This window comes from Nonomuraea jiangxiensis (assembly GCF_900099965.1).
Lineage (GTDB): Bacteria > Actinomycetota > Actinomycetes > Streptosporangiales > Streptosporangiaceae > Nonomuraea > Nonomuraea jiangxiensis.
In genome coordinates this window covers 241,249-256,048 of the sequence record NZ_FNDJ01000014.1, presented here as the reverse complement: position 1 = coordinate 256,048, position 14,800 = coordinate 241,249, and the positions used below count along the sequence as shown (strand labels likewise).

19 protein-coding genes are annotated in these 14,800 nt (G+C 71.4%); 12 read left to right on the top strand and 7 right to left on the bottom strand.

Going from position 1 to position 14,800, the window contains the following annotated elements:
- Nucleotides 1-73: 73 nt before the first annotated feature.
- The 3 genes from BLS95_RS30140 (at nucleotide 74) to BLS95_RS30130 (ending at nucleotide 2,292) form a co-directional block, all read left to right on the top strand.
- A complete protein-coding gene (locus BLS95_RS30140; RefSeq protein WP_090938784.1) occupies nucleotides 74-856 on the top strand; it encodes an AraC family transcriptional regulator in 783 nt (260 codons plus the stop codon).
- A 48-nt stretch (nucleotides 857-904) separates the two neighbouring features.
- Nucleotides 905-1,258, top strand: a complete 354-nt coding sequence (locus tag BLS95_RS30135) for a VOC family protein (protein WP_090938781.1) — start codon at nucleotides 905-907, stop codon at nucleotides 1,256-1,258.
- 83 nt (nucleotides 1,259-1,341) lie between these two features.
- Entirely contained in the window at nucleotides 1,342-2,292 is a 951-nt protein-coding gene (locus BLS95_RS30130) for a 2-dehydropantoate 2-reductase (protein WP_090938779.1), read from the top strand.
- 12 nt (nucleotides 2,293-2,304) lie between these two features.
- Here the strand turns inward: BLS95_RS30130 and BLS95_RS30125 are convergent, their stop codons facing one another.
- Both BLS95_RS30125 and BLS95_RS30120 read right to left on the bottom strand, forming a co-directional pair.
- Nucleotides 2,305-2,808 (bottom strand): winged helix-turn-helix transcriptional regulator, encoded by a 504-nt coding sequence (locus tag BLS95_RS30125; RefSeq protein WP_218136042.1) that lies wholly within the window; start codon nucleotides 2,806-2,808, stop codon nucleotides 2,305-2,307.
- Nucleotides 2,809-2,874: 66 nt separating this feature from the next.
- Nucleotides 2,875-3,984, bottom strand: coding sequence for an enolase C-terminal domain-like protein (locus BLS95_RS30120; protein ID WP_090938773.1), 1,110 nt, complete (start codon nucleotides 3,982-3,984; stop codon nucleotides 2,875-2,877).
- 133 nt (nucleotides 3,985-4,117) lie between these two features.
- Here BLS95_RS30120 and BLS95_RS30115 point away from each other — a divergent pair, with 133 nt between their 5' ends.
- Genes BLS95_RS30115 through BLS95_RS30105 form a run of 3 tightly spaced genes read left to right on the top strand, consistent with a single transcriptional unit; the run spans nucleotide 4,118 to nucleotide 7,367 of the window.
- Complete coding sequence (locus BLS95_RS30115) at nucleotides 4,118-4,915, top strand: enoyl-CoA hydratase/isomerase family protein (RefSeq protein ID WP_090938769.1); 798 nt, start codon at nucleotides 4,118-4,120, stop codon at nucleotides 4,913-4,915.
- Between the two features lie 2 nt (nucleotides 4,916-4,917).
- Nucleotides 4,918-6,198, top strand: a complete 1,281-nt coding sequence (locus tag BLS95_RS30110) for a CaiB/BaiF CoA transferase family protein (RefSeq protein WP_090938766.1) — start codon at nucleotides 4,918-4,920, stop codon at nucleotides 6,196-6,198.
- Nucleotides 6,195-7,367 carry a lactate 2-monooxygenase gene (locus BLS95_RS30105; RefSeq protein WP_090938763.1) on the top strand — a complete coding sequence of 391 codons (1,173 nt, stop codon included), beginning with the start codon at nucleotides 6,195-6,197 and terminating at the stop codon, nucleotides 7,365-7,367. The genes BLS95_RS30110 and BLS95_RS30105 overlap by 4 nt, the downstream gene beginning before the upstream one ends.
- Nucleotides 7,368-7,482: 115 nt before the next feature.
- On the opposite strand, the gene rpmF is transcribed toward BLS95_RS30105, so the two are convergent.
- The 4 genes from rpmF to rpmG are packed head-to-tail and all read right to left on the bottom strand — an operon-like array spanning nucleotide 7,483 to nucleotide 8,411.
- Nucleotides 7,483-7,650 carry a 50S ribosomal protein L32 gene (rpmF, locus tag BLS95_RS30100; RefSeq protein ID WP_090938760.1) on the bottom strand — a complete coding sequence of 56 codons (168 nt, stop codon included), beginning with the start codon at nucleotides 7,648-7,650 and terminating at the stop codon, nucleotides 7,483-7,485.
- Between the two features lie 2 nt (nucleotides 7,651-7,652).
- The gene (gene rpsN, locus BLS95_RS30095) at nucleotides 7,653-7,952 is read right to left on the bottom strand and encodes a 30S ribosomal protein S14 (protein ID WP_090938757.1); all 300 of its coding nucleotides are present in this window, start codon (nucleotides 7,950-7,952) and stop codon (nucleotides 7,653-7,655) included.
- On the bottom strand, nucleotides 7,952-8,188 hold the full coding sequence (gene rpmB, locus BLS95_RS30090) for a 50S ribosomal protein L28 (RefSeq protein ID WP_090938753.1): 237 nt from the start codon (nucleotides 8,186-8,188) through the stop codon (nucleotides 7,952-7,954). The genes rpsN and rpmB overlap by 1 nt, the downstream gene beginning before the upstream one ends.
- Nucleotides 8,189-8,246: 58 nt before the next feature.
- Nucleotides 8,247-8,411 (bottom strand): 50S ribosomal protein L33, encoded by a 165-nt coding sequence (rpmG, locus tag BLS95_RS30085; RefSeq protein WP_090938749.1) that lies wholly within the window; start codon nucleotides 8,409-8,411, stop codon nucleotides 8,247-8,249.
- A 73-nt stretch (nucleotides 8,412-8,484) separates the two neighbouring features.
- Between rpmG and BLS95_RS30080 the strand changes: the two genes are divergently transcribed.
- From BLS95_RS30080 to BLS95_RS30060, 5 genes are all read left to right on the top strand, one after another.
- On the top strand, nucleotides 8,485-9,624 hold the full coding sequence (locus BLS95_RS30080) for a CobW family GTP-binding protein (protein WP_245765370.1): 1,140 nt from the start codon (nucleotides 8,485-8,487) through the stop codon (nucleotides 9,622-9,624).
- Complete coding sequence (rpsR, locus tag BLS95_RS30075; protein WP_090938744.1) at nucleotides 9,621-9,848, top strand: 30S ribosomal protein S18; 228 nt, start codon at nucleotides 9,621-9,623, stop codon at nucleotides 9,846-9,848. The genes BLS95_RS30080 and rpsR overlap by 4 nt, the downstream gene beginning before the upstream one ends.
- A 162-nt stretch (nucleotides 9,849-10,010) precedes the next feature.
- Nucleotides 10,011-11,558 carry an ABC transporter substrate-binding protein gene (locus tag BLS95_RS30070; RefSeq protein WP_090938741.1) on the top strand — a complete coding sequence of 516 codons (1,548 nt, stop codon included), beginning with the start codon at nucleotides 10,011-10,013 and terminating at the stop codon, nucleotides 11,556-11,558.
- On the top strand, nucleotides 11,555-12,484 hold the full coding sequence (locus BLS95_RS30065; protein WP_090938738.1) for an ABC transporter permease: 930 nt from the start codon (nucleotides 11,555-11,557) through the stop codon (nucleotides 12,482-12,484). The genes BLS95_RS30070 and BLS95_RS30065 overlap by 4 nt, the downstream gene beginning before the upstream one ends.
- A complete protein-coding gene (locus BLS95_RS30060; RefSeq protein ID WP_090938735.1) occupies nucleotides 12,481-13,272 on the top strand; it encodes an ABC transporter permease in 792 nt (263 codons plus the stop codon). Before BLS95_RS30065 ends, BLS95_RS30060 begins: the two co-directional genes overlap by 4 nt.
- 38 nt (nucleotides 13,273-13,310) lie before the next feature.
- On the opposite strand, the gene BLS95_RS30055 is transcribed toward BLS95_RS30060, so the two are convergent.
- Nucleotides 13,311-14,366 carry a sigma-70 family RNA polymerase sigma factor gene (locus BLS95_RS30055; protein ID WP_090938732.1) on the bottom strand — a complete coding sequence of 352 codons (1,056 nt, stop codon included), beginning with the start codon at nucleotides 14,364-14,366 and terminating at the stop codon, nucleotides 13,311-13,313.
- Nucleotides 14,367-14,440: 74 nt separating this feature from the next.
- Here BLS95_RS30055 and BLS95_RS30050 point away from each other — a divergent pair, with 74 nt between their 5' ends.
- Nucleotides 14,441-14,800: a VOC family protein gene (locus tag BLS95_RS30050; protein ID WP_090938729.1), complete on the top strand. Its 360-nt coding sequence runs from the start codon at nucleotides 14,441-14,443 to the stop codon at nucleotides 14,798-14,800.

Here is a 14,800-nt window from a genome sequence, read left to right as displayed (position 1 = left end):
CTCCACCAAAGTGCAGGTCAAAGGCGCAACCCACTAGGCTGAGCTCGGCGGGAGGTGGGGAGGCCGCGAGGTCATGAGGTACCGACGTTTCACGCCGGCCGCGCCGCTGCGGGACGTGGTCGAGCACTACTGGTCCATCGTGTCGCCGCCCCCCGCGCGGCCGATTCGCGCGGTGCTGGTGCCGAACGGCCGGGCGACCGTCCAGTTCTGCCTCGGTCCGGCGGGGGTGCGCATCGACACCCGGGGAAGGCGCGCCCGCAACGCCGACGTGTTCCTGCCCGCCACGCCGGAGCCCTTCGTCCTCGAATCGGAGCATGCCTCCCACCACGTCGGCGTGCAGCTCACCCCATGGGGAGCACGCGAGCTCTGGCCCGCCTCCGGCAGGGACCCGACGCAGGTCGAGGAGCTCGCCGCCATCCTCCCCAGCCGCGCCGGGCTCGGCACGGACCCGGCGCGGGAGCTGGACTCCTGGCTGACGGCCCTGCTGCCGGAGGCGCCACGGGACTGCGAGCTCATCCGCCGGGCGGTGCACGCCATCGACGGCGCCCCCGGGGACGTGGAGGTCGGCGACCTGCCGGGGCTCGCCGGGGCCTCCGCCTCGACGCTCTACCGGGAGTTCGCCCGCCGGATCGGCCTCACGCCCAAGCAGTACATCTCGATCATGCGGCACCGCCGGTTCACGGACACACTGCTGAACTCCGTCCACGGCGACAGCGCGGCGATGCTGGCGGCGGCGGCCGGCTACTACGACCAGTCGCACGCCAGCCGGGAGTTCGTCCGCTACGCCGGCATGACGGCCCGGACGTTCCGGAGTGCCTACGACGGCATCGCCCGCCTGATGGCCATGGACGGCTGACCGATTTATCCAAGCCCGTTCCGGTCGCCGGACCGTAGCTTCGACGGCATGGGAAACATCATCCACTTCGAGGTCACCACGCCGGACGTCGCCGGCACGGCCGAGTTCTTCGCCTCCAGCTTCGGCTGGGACCTGACCGCCTCGCCGTTCCTGCCCGGCTACCTGCTGGCGGCCACCGGCCCGGGTGCGGGCATCGACGGCGCCATCATGAGCCGCGACCACCAGTCCCAGCCGGTGATCGCCTGGCTGGAGGTGGCGGACATCGCATCGTCACTGAAGGCCGTGATCAGGAACGGCGGCTCCGTCGTCAACGAGGTCCAGGAACTGCCGGGGGAAGGCCTGGTCGCCTACGTCACCGACCCGACCGGCACGCTGTGGGGCGTGAAGCAGCCGTCGCGATGAGGCCCCGCGCAGAATTTCCGCATGGCCCCCGTTCGCTCAACTAGGCTTTTCCTATGCAAGCCAGATGAGAGAAGGGCACCGTGATGGACACCAGCCAGGATGGCGCCGGGAGGATCCTGATCGTCGGCGCCGGCGCGACCGGGGGGTTCTTCGGGGCTCGGCTCGTCCAGGCCGGTCGGGACGTCACCTTTCTGGTACGCCCGCACCGGGCCGCGGTGCTGGGTGAGCGAGGACTGCGAATCACCGGTCTCGGCGAGCGGACGCTGATCGAACCCCGGCTGATCACCGCAGAGGAGATCACCGGCGCCTACGACGTCATCCTGTTGTCGGTGAAGGCCACTGAGCTGGCACAGGCCATCGAGAACGTCGCGCCGGCGGTCGGCCAGGGAACCTCGATCGTGCCCTTCCTCAACGGCATGGCGCATCTCGACGCGCTCAACGCACGGTTCGGTGCGGCGTCGGTCCTGGGTGGCGTGGTCAAGGTCGCCACGACCGTCAACGCGGATGGGGACATCGTCCGCCTGGCCCCGATGGCGGAACTGGTCATCGGAGAGCAATCCGGGCAGTCGTCCGAGCGGCTGATGGACGTGTACGAGCTCCTGTCCGCCGCGGGCTTCGACACCGCCGTAGCGGCGGACATCATCACGGCCATGTGGCACAAATGGGCCTTCATCATCACCGTCGGCGCATTGACCTGCTTGGCCCGCGGCTCGGTCGGGGAGATCGTCGCCGTCCCCGGCGGCAGCGGGCTGGGCCCCGCCATCCTCGCCGAGGCGGCGGCGGTGTCGGCCGCGGCCGGCCATCCCGTGCCGGCCGGCGAACTCGACGCGATCACCGAGATGGTCACGCAGAGCGGTTCCGGATTCACCTCGTCGATGTACCGCGACGTCGTCGCCGGGCGGCCCACGGAGGCGGAGCACGTGTTCGGCGACTTCGTGGCCCGTGCCCGGGCTCTGTCCGTGAGCACTCCGCTGCTCGACCTGGCCACCCTCCAGCTGCGCGTACACCAGCGACGGATCACGAAAGCGTCGTGACGGATGCCCGTGTCAGGAGCCGGTCCGCACCGGGCTCGCGAGGACGGTCGGCTCGGAGGAGAGCCAGGGCCGGACCCACGCCTCCTCCTCGCGCCGGACGGGCTCGCCACAGTGGTCGCACACCCGGCCAGGAGTCGTCACCTGCCCGCACTGCTGGTGGATCACCCGCATGGGAGCGGCCGGCTCGGGTGACTCCGTGTGCTCCTGGCCCCAGACGGCCAGGGCGTGCAGCACCGGAAGCACCTCGGCCCCCGCGGTGGTGAGCCGGTATTCGTGCCGGGTGCGCCCGCTGCCGCGGTAGGGGACCCGTGTGAGCAGCCCGGCCTCGACCATCCGGGCGAGCCTGCTGGACAGGATGTTGTCGGCGATTCCGAGCTCCGCCCGGAAGGCGTCGAAGCGGGTCGTGCCCAGGTTGGCGTTACGCAGGATCAGCAGCGTCCACCGCTCGCCCAGCAGGCCGACGGCGCGTCCGATCGGACAGGAAACCGGCGCCTGTGGCCGTGGCCCCTTGGTCACGTCAACCTCCATTCGCTGGCTTGCGTTGAGCAAGTTTAGCCGAGGGAAACCAGGCATAACGGGCCGTCATAGCGCGTACCGCGCGATCGCCTCCTCGTTCCAGGTGATCCCGAGCCCCGGCCCGGTCGCCGTGATGTGGCCGTCGACCGGTCGGCATGGGGCCTCCAGGATCGCGCCCGCGAGGTCGAAGTGCTCCACCCAGTCACCCGTGGGCGTCACGGCCATGGCGTGCGCGCTCGCTTCGACGAAGAGATGACTGGACACGGGCAGCGAGGCCGCGTGCGCCTGTCCCGCCGCGAGCATCCAACCGGTGAAACCACCGATCTTCATGAGGTCCAGCATGGCGAAGTCGCCGGCCGACGCGGCGATCGCCGCCTGGCACCCCTCGGGGAACCACCAGTTCTCGCCGGTCTGGATTCTCGCACCGGTCACCCGCCGCACGAGGGAATGGCCGGCGAGGTCCTCGGCGGCGACGGGCTCCTCGACCCAGTAGAGATCGAATTCGCGTAGCCGCTCGATCCGCCTGCACGCCTCGGGCGGATCGAGCGACTGGTTGTAGTCGACCATCAGGTCGATCTCGGGGCCCACGATCTCCCGAACCCGCCGGACGACCGCCACGTCATCGGCCGCGTCCGGATAGCCGATCTTGATCTTGACGGCCCGGAATCCAGACTCGACGGACTCCCTGATGGCCGCCTCGTCCCGCGGGAGGTCGACCATGCCGTAGCTGTCGTAGGCCCGCAGCGCGACGGCCTCGCCTCCGAGCAGGTCGGCGACCGGCCGGCCCAACAGTTTCCCGAGGACATCCCAGAGCGCCATCTCGATCCCCGAGATGACCATGCCGAGCAACCCCTGCGTGCCGAGCAACCGGAACCGCCGCCGCATGTCCCGCATCCGCCGCCCCGGGGCGATGGACTCTCCCGCCAGCTCCGGAGCCAGCTCCCGGACGATCGAGACCATGGCCGGCATCATCAGCCGGCTGTATGCGAAAAGGTAGGAGTGTCCGACGAGGCCGCTCTCGGTGACCACGTCGAGCAGGATGAGCGGAGCCGTCGAGATCGATCCCGACGCGGTGCGCAAGGGCCGCGCCATGGGAACGTCCACCGCCCGCGCTCTGACCGTGGAGATCGCCGGGAGCCTGGGGGCATCCTCCCCGGCCCACCTGCTGGCTTGCATCTTAAAAGTATAAGGCGTAGCGTCCGAGGTATCTATTGACTTTCCCTTCGAAAGTCAGATCGAGCGCCTCTGCCGACTGGTCGGCGGCACCGTTCCGCGGCCCCGGGTCAGGGGCGGGCAGGGGGCGGACGCGATGCCGCACAAGCAGATCAAAACGGACCAACCGGTGGCGCGCCTGATGGACGGCACGGTGGCGATCCTGACGCTGCGGCACCGGCCGTACAACCTGCTCGACGCCGCGTTCTCCGAGCAGATCATCGAGGCGCTGCGCTGGGCCGGGGAGCAGGGAGCCCGGGCCGTGATGCTGACCAGCGGCCTGCGGCACTTCTGCGCGGGGGCGGATCTGGACGCGTTGTCGGCCGCCGCGACGCGCGGCGACGGGCCGCTCGGCCGGTCGAGGCTCGACCTGCTCGACGCCTTCGAGAGGTTGCCGGTCCCCATCGTGGCCGGCGTGCACGGGGTCTGCGTCGGTGGCGGCCTCGAACTGGCGCTCGCCTGCGACCTGGTCGTGGCGAGCGAGTCCGCGGAGCTGGGCTCGGTGGAGGCGACCGTGGGCCTGCATCCCCTGATGGGGGCCGTGCAGCGGATCGCCCAACGGGCCGGCGCGGCACGGGCGAAGGAGATGGCGATGCTCGGCCGCCGCTACGACGCCCGCACGCTGGAACGCTGGGGCCTGATCAACCGCGTCGTACCCGACGAGCGGCTGCGAGCCGCCACCATGACCCTCGCCCGCGAACTCGCCGCCGGCCCGACCGTGGCCCACGCCGCGACCAAGGCTCTGGTCGCGGTGGCGGTCGACCAGGGCGTTCGCGCGGCCGACGAGGCGATGGCCGAGCTGCAGAGGCCCATCTTCGGCTCGGACGACTTCCGCTCGGGCGTGGAGTCCTATCGGCGTAACGGTCCCGGGCTGGCCCGCTTCAGGGGGTGCTGAGCATGGCCCTGCCTCTCGACGGGATCCAGGTCGTGGACTTCTCCCGGGTGCTCGCCGGGCCGCTGTGCGCGCAGACGCTGCGTGACCTGGGAGCCGACGTCATCAAGGTGGAACCTCCCGCGGGCGATCTGTCGCGGCGGGCGTTCCCGCGCAAGGGGGAGATCTCCGGCTACTACGCCCAGCAGAACGCCGGCAAGCGCAACCTGTCCATCGATCTCAACGTGCCGGGCGCGCAGGAGGTCGCTCTGCGGTTGTGCGACCGTGCCGACGTGGTCGTGGAGAACTTCCGGCCGGGCACGCTCGCGGCGTTCGGCCTCGGCTACGACCGCGTCGCGGCACGTAACCCGGCCGTCGTCTACGTCTCGATCAGCGGTTACGGGCAGCATGGCGCGTGGCGGTCCCGTATGGCGTACGCGCCCACCGTACAGGCCGAGACAGGGCTCACGGCGATCACCGAGGAGCAGTTCGGCAGGCCGGACGGGCGGCTGCGTACCGACTCCCTGTCGCACGCGGACGTCTACTCCGGGCTGCACGCCGCGATCGCCGTCCTGGCGGCGCTGCACCACCGTGACCGTACCGGCGAGGGACAGTACGTGGACGTGGCCATGGCCGCGGTGATGCTGGCCGTCAACGAGCGGGTGCACGCCGACCTGTCGGGCGAGGAGCTGGGGGCGGAGACCCCGATCCTGGGCGCGACCGACTGCCCGTTCTTCACCGGCCCGGGCGGCGAGCGGTTCGTCAGCCCGATGAGCCTGGTGGGCAGCATGTCCTTCTCGTCCTACCTGGCGGCCATGCGCCGGCCGGACCTCGCCGACGACCCGCGCTTCCGCACCCCCGAGGCCCGCCGCAGCCACCTGACCGAGTTGCACGCCATCGTCCAGCAGTGGATCTGGACCTTCGACGACATGGCCTCCCTCAACGCCCAGCTCTCCGAGGCCAAGATCGCCACCGGGCGGGTCCGCACCCTTCACGAGATCGCGTCCGGCGAGTGGGCGGCCGGCTGGGGGGCGATCCGTACCGTGCCCGACCGCGACGGCGGCGAGATCACCATCCCCGGCGTCCCCTGGCATTTCGGCGCCGACTGCCAGACCCCCGCCCCCGTGCCACCGCAGCCCGCCCGCCAGGGAGAGCACAATGAGGAGTTGCTGCGCGAACTGGGCTACGACGACGCCGAGATCACCGCCCTGTGGCGCGGCGGCGCCCTCGTCGAACCCGCCCACGGCCCGGAGCACCGCCTCGGCGGGCCCGTGCCCGAACGGCTCCGTACAGGAGGAGGATCATGACCGTGGCCGCCGACTACCAGAACGAGATCTACCGCGACGGGCTCGACGGCGGTACGCCGATTCTGCCCACCGGCATGGCCGCGCTCGAACGGCTCGCGCAGGAACGGCTCGACTCGCGCGCGTTCGGCTACGTCGCCGGGTCCGCGGGCACGGAGTCCACCGCGCGCGCCAACCTGGAGGCGTTCGGGCGGCGGCGGATCGTGCCGCGGATGCTCCGTGACGTGGCCGTCCGCGATCTGTCCGTCGAGTTGTTCGGCCGGCGGCTGCGCTCGCCGCTGCTGCTCGGCCCGGTCGGCGTCCTGACCATCATGCATCCCGAGGGCGAGCTCGCGGTGGCTCGCGCCGCGGCGGCCGAGCAGGTCCCGATGATCCTCAGTACGGCCTCCTCCCACTCCATCGAGCAGGTCGCGCAGGCCGGCGGCGAAGGACCCCGGTGGTACCAGCTCTACTGGCCCAATGACCGCGACCTCGCGGCGAGCTTCGTCCAGCGCGCGCACGACAGCGGCTACGAGGCGCTGGTCGTCACCCTGGACACCCATACGCTCGGCTGGCGCCCGCGCGACCTGGACCAGGCGTACCTGCCGTTCCTGTACGGCATCGGGGTCGCCAACTACTTCACCGATCCGGTGTTCCAGAAGCTCGTCGGGGACCCGATCGGCGAGACCAATCGCGACCGCGCGATCGCGATCTGGGCGCGTCTCTTCGGCGATCCGTCGCTCACCTGGGACGACCTGCCGTTCCTGCGCGAGCGCTGGCAGGGGCCCATCGTGCTCAAGGGCATCCAGCATCCCGACGACGCGCGCCGCGCGGCCGACGCCGGGATGGACGGCGTCGTCGTCTCGAACCACGGCGGCCGCCAGGTCGACGGCGCGGCCGGGGCGCTGGACGCGCTGCCCGCCGTGGCGGAGGCGGTGGGCGACCGGCTCACCGTGCTGTTCGACAGCGGCATCCGCTCCGGCTCGGATGTGATCAAGGCCCTGGCGCTGGGGGCGAAGGCGGTGCTGCTCGGCCGGCCTTACGCGTACGGGCTGGGGCTCGCCGGACAAGCAGGGGTACGGCACGTCATCCGCTGCCTGCTGGCCGACCTGGACATCACGATGGCCACCAGCGGCAACGCCCGAGTCGCCGACCTCTCGCCGGACCTGCTCACAACCGCTCCCGGCCACTGACCACGGCCCGCTACGGACCCCGCCGAGCCCCACGCTCGCCTGGCAGGTCGCGAACGGGACGACCCGGACCCCACCTCACTCATGAGAGCACGGCAGGGTCGGTGGCAGGGTCGGCTCAATCGGCGGCGATCAGGCCGCGGTGGTAGGCGCGGACGAGGCCGCGGGGCACGAGCAGCCGCCGCCCGTTCAGGGTGATCGGGACCAGGTCGGGCACGGTGGCCTTCCACTGGCTGCGGCGGTGGCGGGTGTTGCTGCGCGAGGTCCTGCGCTTGGGCACGGCCATGGCTACCAGCTCGCTTTCCTGATGCCCGGCAGTTCGCCGCGGTGGGCCATCTCGCGGAAGCGCACCCGGGACAGGCCGAACTTGGTGAGGTGCCCGCGCGGCCGGCCGTCGACCGAGTCGCGGTTGCGGATGCGGGTGGCGCTGGCGTCGCGCGGCTGGCGGGCCAGCTCCCGGACGGCTTCGGCCTGCTCCTGCGGCATGCCGGTGCGGATGATCTCCTTCAGCCGGGCCCGGCGCTCGGCATGGCGCCGGACGACGGCCTTGCGCCGCTCGTTCGCGGCGATCTTGCTCTTCTTGGCCATCAGATCTTCTCTCCTCTCGCCCGGATCCGCGCGAGCGCCCGGTCGATGCCGATCTGGTCGATTGTCTTGATCGCGCGAGCGCTGAGCGTGAGCCGGACGTGGCGGCCCTCGCTCGGCACCCAGTAGCGGCGCCGCTGGATGTTGGGGTCCCAGCGCCGGCGGGTGCGGCGGTGGGAGTGGGAGACGTGGTTGCCGAAGACCGGCCTCACCCCGGTGAGCTGGCAGTGCGCGGACATCAGGTCCTTCCGTGGCGCTGGTCGACGCGGCCGGTGGAGAAGGGGTGGAGGCCCTTCCTCATCGCTCCTCCCGGAAGAGGACGTGCCGGCGGATGGTCGGGTCGTACTTGCGAAGGGTGAGCCTGTCGGGGGTGTTCCGGCGGTTCTTCCTGGTCACGTACGTGTAGCCGGTGCCCGCCGTCGATCTCATCTTGATCAAGGGGCGCACCTCATTCCTTGCCAAAGCGGTTCCTTTCCACTTGCGGACGTGTGCCATGATAGCGAAAACGGTTTTCATTTCTACAACTGGAGGTGTCTTGCCAACCCCGGTCGCCCTCGTCGCGGGCCTGCACGCCGCGGCCCGCACCGCCACCGTCGATCGGCTGCTCGCCACCCATCCCGGCTCGATCGCCCTGCACCACGACCTGACCGACGTCACCCACGGCCACGTCCGCCGCACCGTCCGGGACGCCACGGGCGTGCTCGACACGGCCGAGGTGCGGCTCGCGCACGGCTGCGTCACCTGCACCGTGCGCGAGGACCTGCTCCCCCAGCTCGTCATGCGAGCGACCGGCGCGACCTTGCTGATCGTGGACCTGTGGGACTCGGTCGAGCCCCGATCGGTGGCCGAAGCCGTCGACTGCGACGAGGCCCAGGAGACCCTGCGCCTGACCGCTGTGCTCACCGCGCTCGACGCCGCCGCTCTGCCCGACGACCTCACCTGCGGCGAGCGCCTGCTCAACGTCGGCAAACCCGCCGCCGCCGGCGACCAGCGCTATCTGGCCGAGGTCCTGACCCGCCAGATCGAATACCCGACCGCCCTGGTGCTGCACGGCGGTGACGAGGACGACCGGGAGCTGGCGCGGCGGGTGCTCACCCACCTCGCCCCCTTCACCCCGGTGCACACCGTCGCCGTCCTCCCGCCGGCCACCGGCGCCGGGGTGTGCACGGGCGAACTGGCCGAGCGCGTGGACCCCACCACCGCCCAACTGCCCGGCGACACCCGGACCGACGAGATCGTCACCGCCGTCTGGCGCAGCCGCCGCCCACTCCACCCGGCCCGCCTGTTCGAGGCCGTCGACGAACTGGTCACCGAGTCGGTCCGCTCCCGCGGTCGCTTCTGGCTGGCCAGCAGCCCCGACGAACTGCTGGCCTGGGACGCCGTGGCCGGCATCGTCTCGGTCGAGGCCGCGGGCCCGTGGCTGGCCTCACTGCCGGAGGCCGCCTGGGACCTGGTCTCCCCGGCCCGCCGCCTGGCCGCCGACCTGGACTGGGACCCCGACCGCGGCGACCGGGTCCAGCACCTGGTCTTCACCGGCCCAGACCTCGACGCCGAGCGCTTCCGTACGCTCCTCGACTCGTGCCTGCTCACCGAGGAGGAGGAACGGGCCGGGCAGGACGCCTGGGCCCGCTACGACGACCCGTTCGCCCCCATCCTCGTCAAGGAGAACACATGAAGACCCGCCGCGCCCCGCGCAAGAAGCCCAACCCGCTGCTGCACGTCGACCGCATCGACTACAAGGACACCGCCCTGCTGCGCAAGTTCATCTCCGACCGGGGCAAGATCCGCAGTCGCCGGGTCACCGGCGTCACGGTGCGGCAGCAGCGCCAGATCGCCAGGGCCGTCAAGAACGCCCGCGAGATGGCCCTGCTCCCCTACGCCTCACGCCCCAGCGCCTGAACAATCAGGAGCCCCCGGACCCGTCGTGAACGTCGGAGGTGATCGGCCACTTCGACCCCGCCGCACTATCCGGCGACGCCCTCCGGTCTGCGCATCTGGGCCTGCCGCCCCGTGATGAACACGTTTACATCTGAATGAGGACCCTTTGAATCGGAGATCGGGATGAGAAGACGAGTCGCGATCATGCTGGTGGCGCTCTTGGGAGTGCTCCTCGCGGGCTGCGGCGGCCCGCAGCCGCCGGGACGGGACGGGCGGCAGCTGACCCTGGCGGCCCCGCGCGACCTGGTCGCCGGTCCCGAGGATCCCTACTACACGCATCAGACGTTACGGGTGTGGGAGCCCCTGGTGACCGTGGACGACAAACTGCGGCCCGTTCCCGCCCTGGCCACCGGCTGGGACAGCGCGGATCAGGGGCGGCGCTGGACGTTCACCCTGCGCGACGGCGTACGGTTCAGCGACGGGACACCGCTGACCGCCGAGTCGGTGGTCGCCAACATCGAGCGGTTCCTGCGGATCGCGCCCCGCCAGTCGGCGTTCTTCAGCCTCGACGCCGGGATGGAGGCGGCCTACGGCAAGCTCGGCGACGTCAGGGCCGAGGGCGGCAAGGTGACGTTCGACCTGGACCAGCCGGTGGCCGACCTGCCGAGCAGGCTGGCGGGCTTCTACAGCATGGTCCAGTCGCCCAAGGCGTTCACGTCCTCGGGCGAGTTCGCCGGCAAGCCTGTGGGGACGGGGCCGTACACGCTGGTGAGCTGGGTCAAGGGGCAGCAGGCCGAGCTTGCCGCGAACCCGCACTACTACGGAACCGCCCCCGCCTACCGGAAGATCGTGGTCAGGGTGATCCCGGACGCCAACGCGCGGATTGCGGCGTTGCGTGCCGGTGAGGTGGACGGGCTGATCGACAAGGGCGCGGTGCTGCCGGGACAGGTCGCGGCCGTCGCCGGTGACCGCGGCTTCCGGGTCGTCCGCAGCCCCTCGGTGCTGACGCACTACCTGACCTTCAACGCCTCGCGCGAACCGTTCTCCGATCCCCGCCTGCGCGAGGCGGCCGACCTGGCGATCGATCGTCAGGCCATCGCCGGCAAGCTCCTCGCCGGCACGGCCGGCCCGGGTGCGGGGTTCCTGTCACCGGTGTTCGGCGACCTCGCCGACCCCTCATCGACCGCGAGATACGACCCGGGCAGGGCTCGCGAGTTGGTCACCGCCGCGGGCGCGCCGGCCACCCCCGTCTCCATCCTGATCTCCTCGGCCGAGACCGGCCAGTTCCCCTACACCGATATCGCCGAGGTCCTGCGCGCGGCCTTGGAGCAGGCGGGGCTGCCCGCGAAGGTGACCGTGGCCGAGGCCACCAAGTCCGTGATGGAGGCCGGGGACTACGACATCTTCCTCAGCGCCTACAGCGTGCCCAACGGCGACCCCGACTACCTGTTCCGCCGGTTCCTGCGCTCCGACGCCTCCTGGAACGTCGAACGCAGGCTCGGCTACCGCAGCACCGAGTTCGACGGCTTGGTCGACCAGGCGGCGGCCGAGACCGACCCAGGCCGGCGGCGTGACCTCTACCACCGGATCCAGCGGCTGCTCGCCGGTGACCGGCCGATGATCCCGCTCGCGTACCAGGACAATCCCATCGTGACGACGAGCAAGGTCGGCGGGGTGGCTCAGAACGTCGCGTACGTGGTCGACCTGGGCAAGCTGGCCCCGCTGAGGTGACGGTCACCGTCCTGCGGCGCGCCGCCGAGCTGCTGCTCGTGCTGGTGGCGCTGTCGGTGCTGGTCTTCCTGCTGACCTCGCTGGCGCCGGGCGATCCGGCCGAGGAGATCCTGCGCCGCGGCGGCATCCAGCCGACGGCGCGCAGCGTGGCGGCGCTGCGCGCCGAGCTGGGACTCGACCGGCCGCTGTTCACCCGGTATCTGCGGTGGCTGCTCGACGTGCTACAAGGCGACCTCGGACGCTCCTACACCGACCGCTCCCCCGTCGCCGCCGAGATCTTCTCGCGGGTTCCGGCGACGCTGCGGCTGGCGGGAGCGGCGGCGCTGATCGCGGTCGTCCTCGCCGTGCTCGCCTCCGTCAGGGCCGCGTTCAGGCCGCGGGCGCTCGACAGCCGCGCCATCGCGTTCGTGACGGTGGCGATCGCCGGCGTCCCGCCCTACATCGTGGGCATCCTGCTGATCAGCGTCGTCTCGGTCGGACTGCGCATGCTGCCCACGGGCGGGGCGGACAGCCCCGGCGCCGTGGTGCTGCCCGCCCTCACCCTCGGCCTGGCGGGCGCCGCGACGCTGCTGCGGCTGCTCCGGGCCGACCTGGTCCAGGCCTTACGGATGCCGTTCGTCAAACTCGCCACCGCCAAGGGGATGGGGTCCCGACGCGCGATCATGGTGCACGCCCTGCGCGTGGCCGCGCCGAACGCCATCACGGCGGCCGGTACGGTGCTCGCCGAGCTGCTGGCCGGCGCGGTCGTGGTGGAGACGCTGTTCTCCTGGCCGGGCGTGGGGCAGCTCGCGGTGTCGGCGATCAGGCAGCGGGACCTGCCCGTCGTGCAGGCGTACGTGCTGGTCATCGCGGTCGCGGCCGTGCTGCTCCTGGCCCTGACCGAGCTCTGCCTGGCGGCCGCCGATCCGCGGATGCGCCGCCGATGACCGGTCGCGCCGGCGCCGCGCTGCTCGCCCTGGTCGTCCTGTTCTGCCTGCTCACCCCGATGGTGTCCGGGTACGACCCGCACCGGCCGGACCTGGAGCGCCTGCTCCTGCCGCCGAGCCCGGAGCACTGGCTCGGCACCGACCAGCTCGGCCGGGACCTCCTCACCAGAACCGCCGCGGCCGGCCGCATGTCCCTGCTGTTCGCGCTGGCCATCACGGCAGCCACCACGATCCTGGGCACGCTGTCCGGCGCGGCGGCGGGGCTGGCCGGAGGGGTGCCCGAGCGGCTGCTGCGCCTGGCCGCCACCATGGCGCTCGCGCTGCCCGGCCTCACCCTCGCGCTCGCGCTGGCAGGCGTGCTGCCGCCAGGGAACGCCACCGTCCTGGCGGCCCTCGTACCGCTCGGCTGGGTCAACTGCGGCCTCATCGCCCACACGGCGACCCGCCGGGTGGCCTCCTCCGACTACGTCCTGGCCGTACGGGCCATCGGCGCCTCCCCGCTCTACCTGCTCCGGCGTACCATCGCACCGCACATCGCCGGACCCGTCCTGACCGTCGCCACCGCCGACTTCGCCAGAACGCTGATCGCCGTCACCTCGCTGAGCTTCCTCGGCATCGGGCTGCCCCCGCCCGACACCGACTGGGGCGGCATGGTGAGCGAGGCCACGCCGCTAGTGGCCGCCACGCCACGCCTGGCGATCGTCCCCGCCCTCGCCCTGGCCATCACCGGCCTGGCCGTCGCCCTCGTGGTAGACGCCCGTCACGAACGTGCCCGGCCTCCCGCCTGAATCGCCGTGGCGCCCCACGGTGCCTGCGGCTCTCGCGGTCAGAGGAGTGAGGCGGGCAGGGCGAAGGATGGGAAGTGCTCGGGGCCGAGGAAGGAGACGATGTGGCTGATGCGTGTGTCGCGGAACGCGAGCACGGTGATCGACCAGGCGTCGTGCGGTCCGATGGCGTCGCCGCCGAGGTAGAACGCTACGGCAGGCTGGCCGTTGGCGCTGGTCGGAAGGGAGCGCCAGCTTGGGCACCTCGTTAGGGGGACCTGTACGGCGAAGTCGGTGACGGCCGCCAACCCCTGGTACCAGGTCGGCAGAGGCGGCATGGACCAGGTGACGTCTTCGGTCAGCAACGGCACCAGGGCGTCGATGTCGCCGCGTTCCAGCGCCGCCGCGAACGCGGCCACGAGCTGCTGAACCTTGGCGTCGCCGATCTTCCGCAGCGCCTGCTGCTGGCTCGGGGAGGGGATCTTCTCCGCCACGAGCCTGCGGGCCCGCGCCAGAGCGGAGTTCACCGACGTGGTCGAGGTGCCCATCATGGTGGCGATCTCGGCGGCGGAGAACCCGAGCACGTCGAACAGCAGCAGCGCGGCCCGCTGGTTACCCGGCAGGTGCTGCAGGGCGGCGACGAAGGCGAGTTCGACGGACTCACGCTGCTCGTAACGCGCCTCAGGAACGGCCCGGCCGTCGGCGAGGCCCTGATCGGGGTAAGGGCCCAGCCAGGCGACCTCGGTCAGCGGGGCGGCGTCAAGCACGGCTCGTTCGCTGGATGAGCCGAGGTCGGCGGGCAACGCCCGCTTGGCGCGGGAGTCGGCCAGGTCCAGACACGTACGGGTGGCCACGGTGTAGAGCCACGAACGCAACGAGCCACGACCCTCGAACCGCCCGAGCCCTCGCCAGGCACGCAGCAGGGCATCCTGCAGGGCATCGTCGGCGTCGTGACTCGAACCCAGCATGCGGTAGCAGTGGCCGTGCAACTCCTGGCGTAGCGGTCCCACCAGGCGGGCGAAGGCGGCATCATCCCCCGCGCGAGCCCGGGCCAGGTCAGCGTCCTGATCGCGCTGCACCGCCGGATCCACCTGGAGCCCAGCAGAATTTTCCCCCATGAGCGACGATTGTGCCCTACAGCGGCAGTCCTACCAGGTGATGGGTCAAACCGGCCCTTATAAGGAGGACTGCCATGACGTCGACCGGATCTCGTCCCACGCCCGGATGGTTCGACATCTCCACTCCCGACGCTTCGCAAGCACGGCGCTTCTATCAGGAGCTGTTCGGCTGGACGGTGAACGTCATCGACGACACCTACGCGTTCATCGGTGGTGACGGCGGCCGTCCGGCAGGCGGTATCGGCCAGGCCGGTCCCAGCAGCCCGTACACCGGGATGGTGGTCTACTTCCCGGTCGACGACGTGGAGGCCGCGCTGGCGCGCGCGGAAAGTCTGGGCGGCAGCCGCGTCATGGAACCGGCGCCGACGCCCCTGGGGCGGATCGCGGTGTTCGCCGACCCGGACGGCAACCATGTCGGCCTCGTGAGCCGCTGA

Excerpts from the sequence above, each read along its gene's own strand:
- BLS95_RS30050 (WP_090938729.1), top strand. The coding sequence starts at position 14,441 with ATGACGTCGACCGGATCTCGTCCCACGCCCGGATGGTTCGACATCTCC.
- rpmB (WP_090938753.1), bottom strand. The coding sequence starts at position 8,188 with ATGTCCGCGCACTGCCAGCTCACCGGGGTGAGGCCGGTCTTCGGCAAC.
- BLS95_RS30110 (WP_090938766.1), top strand. The coding sequence starts at position 4,918 with ATGGCCCTGCCTCTCGACGGGATCCAGGTCGTGGACTTCTCCCGGGTG.
- BLS95_RS30130 (WP_090938779.1), top strand. The coding sequence starts at position 1,342 with ATGGACACCAGCCAGGATGGCGCCGGGAGGATCCTGATCGTCGGCGCC.
- rpsN (WP_090938757.1), bottom strand. The coding sequence starts at position 7,952 with ATGGCCAAGAAGAGCAAGATCGCCGCGAACGAGCGGCGCAAGGCCGTC.
- BLS95_RS30070 (WP_090938741.1), top strand. The coding sequence starts at position 10,011 with ATGAGAAGACGAGTCGCGATCATGCTGGTGGCGCTCTTGGGAGTGCTC.
- BLS95_RS30060 (WP_090938735.1), top strand. The coding sequence starts at position 12,481 with ATGACCGGTCGCGCCGGCGCCGCGCTGCTCGCCCTGGTCGTCCTGTTC.
- BLS95_RS30120 (WP_090938773.1), bottom strand. The coding sequence starts at position 3,984 with ATGCAAGCCAGCAGGTGGGCCGGGGAGGATGCCCCCAGGCTCCCGGCG.
- BLS95_RS30105 (WP_090938763.1), top strand. The coding sequence starts at position 6,195 with ATGACCGTGGCCGCCGACTACCAGAACGAGATCTACCGCGACGGGCTC.
- rpsR (WP_090938744.1), top strand. The coding sequence starts at position 9,621 with ATGAAGACCCGCCGCGCCCCGCGCAAGAAGCCCAACCCGCTGCTGCAC.
- BLS95_RS30055 (WP_090938732.1), bottom strand. The coding sequence starts at position 14,366 with ATGGGGGAAAATTCTGCTGGGCTCCAGGTGGATCCGGCGGTGCAGCGC.
- rpmF (WP_090938760.1), bottom strand. The coding sequence starts at position 7,650 with ATGGCCGTGCCCAAGCGCAGGACCTCGCGCAGCAACACCCGCCACCGC.
- BLS95_RS30115 (WP_090938769.1), top strand. The coding sequence starts at position 4,118 with ATGCCGCACAAGCAGATCAAAACGGACCAACCGGTGGCGCGCCTGATG.
- BLS95_RS30140 (WP_090938784.1), top strand. The coding sequence starts at position 74 with ATGAGGTACCGACGTTTCACGCCGGCCGCGCCGCTGCGGGACGTGGTC.
- BLS95_RS30135 (WP_090938781.1), top strand. The coding sequence starts at position 905 with ATGGGAAACATCATCCACTTCGAGGTCACCACGCCGGACGTCGCCGGC.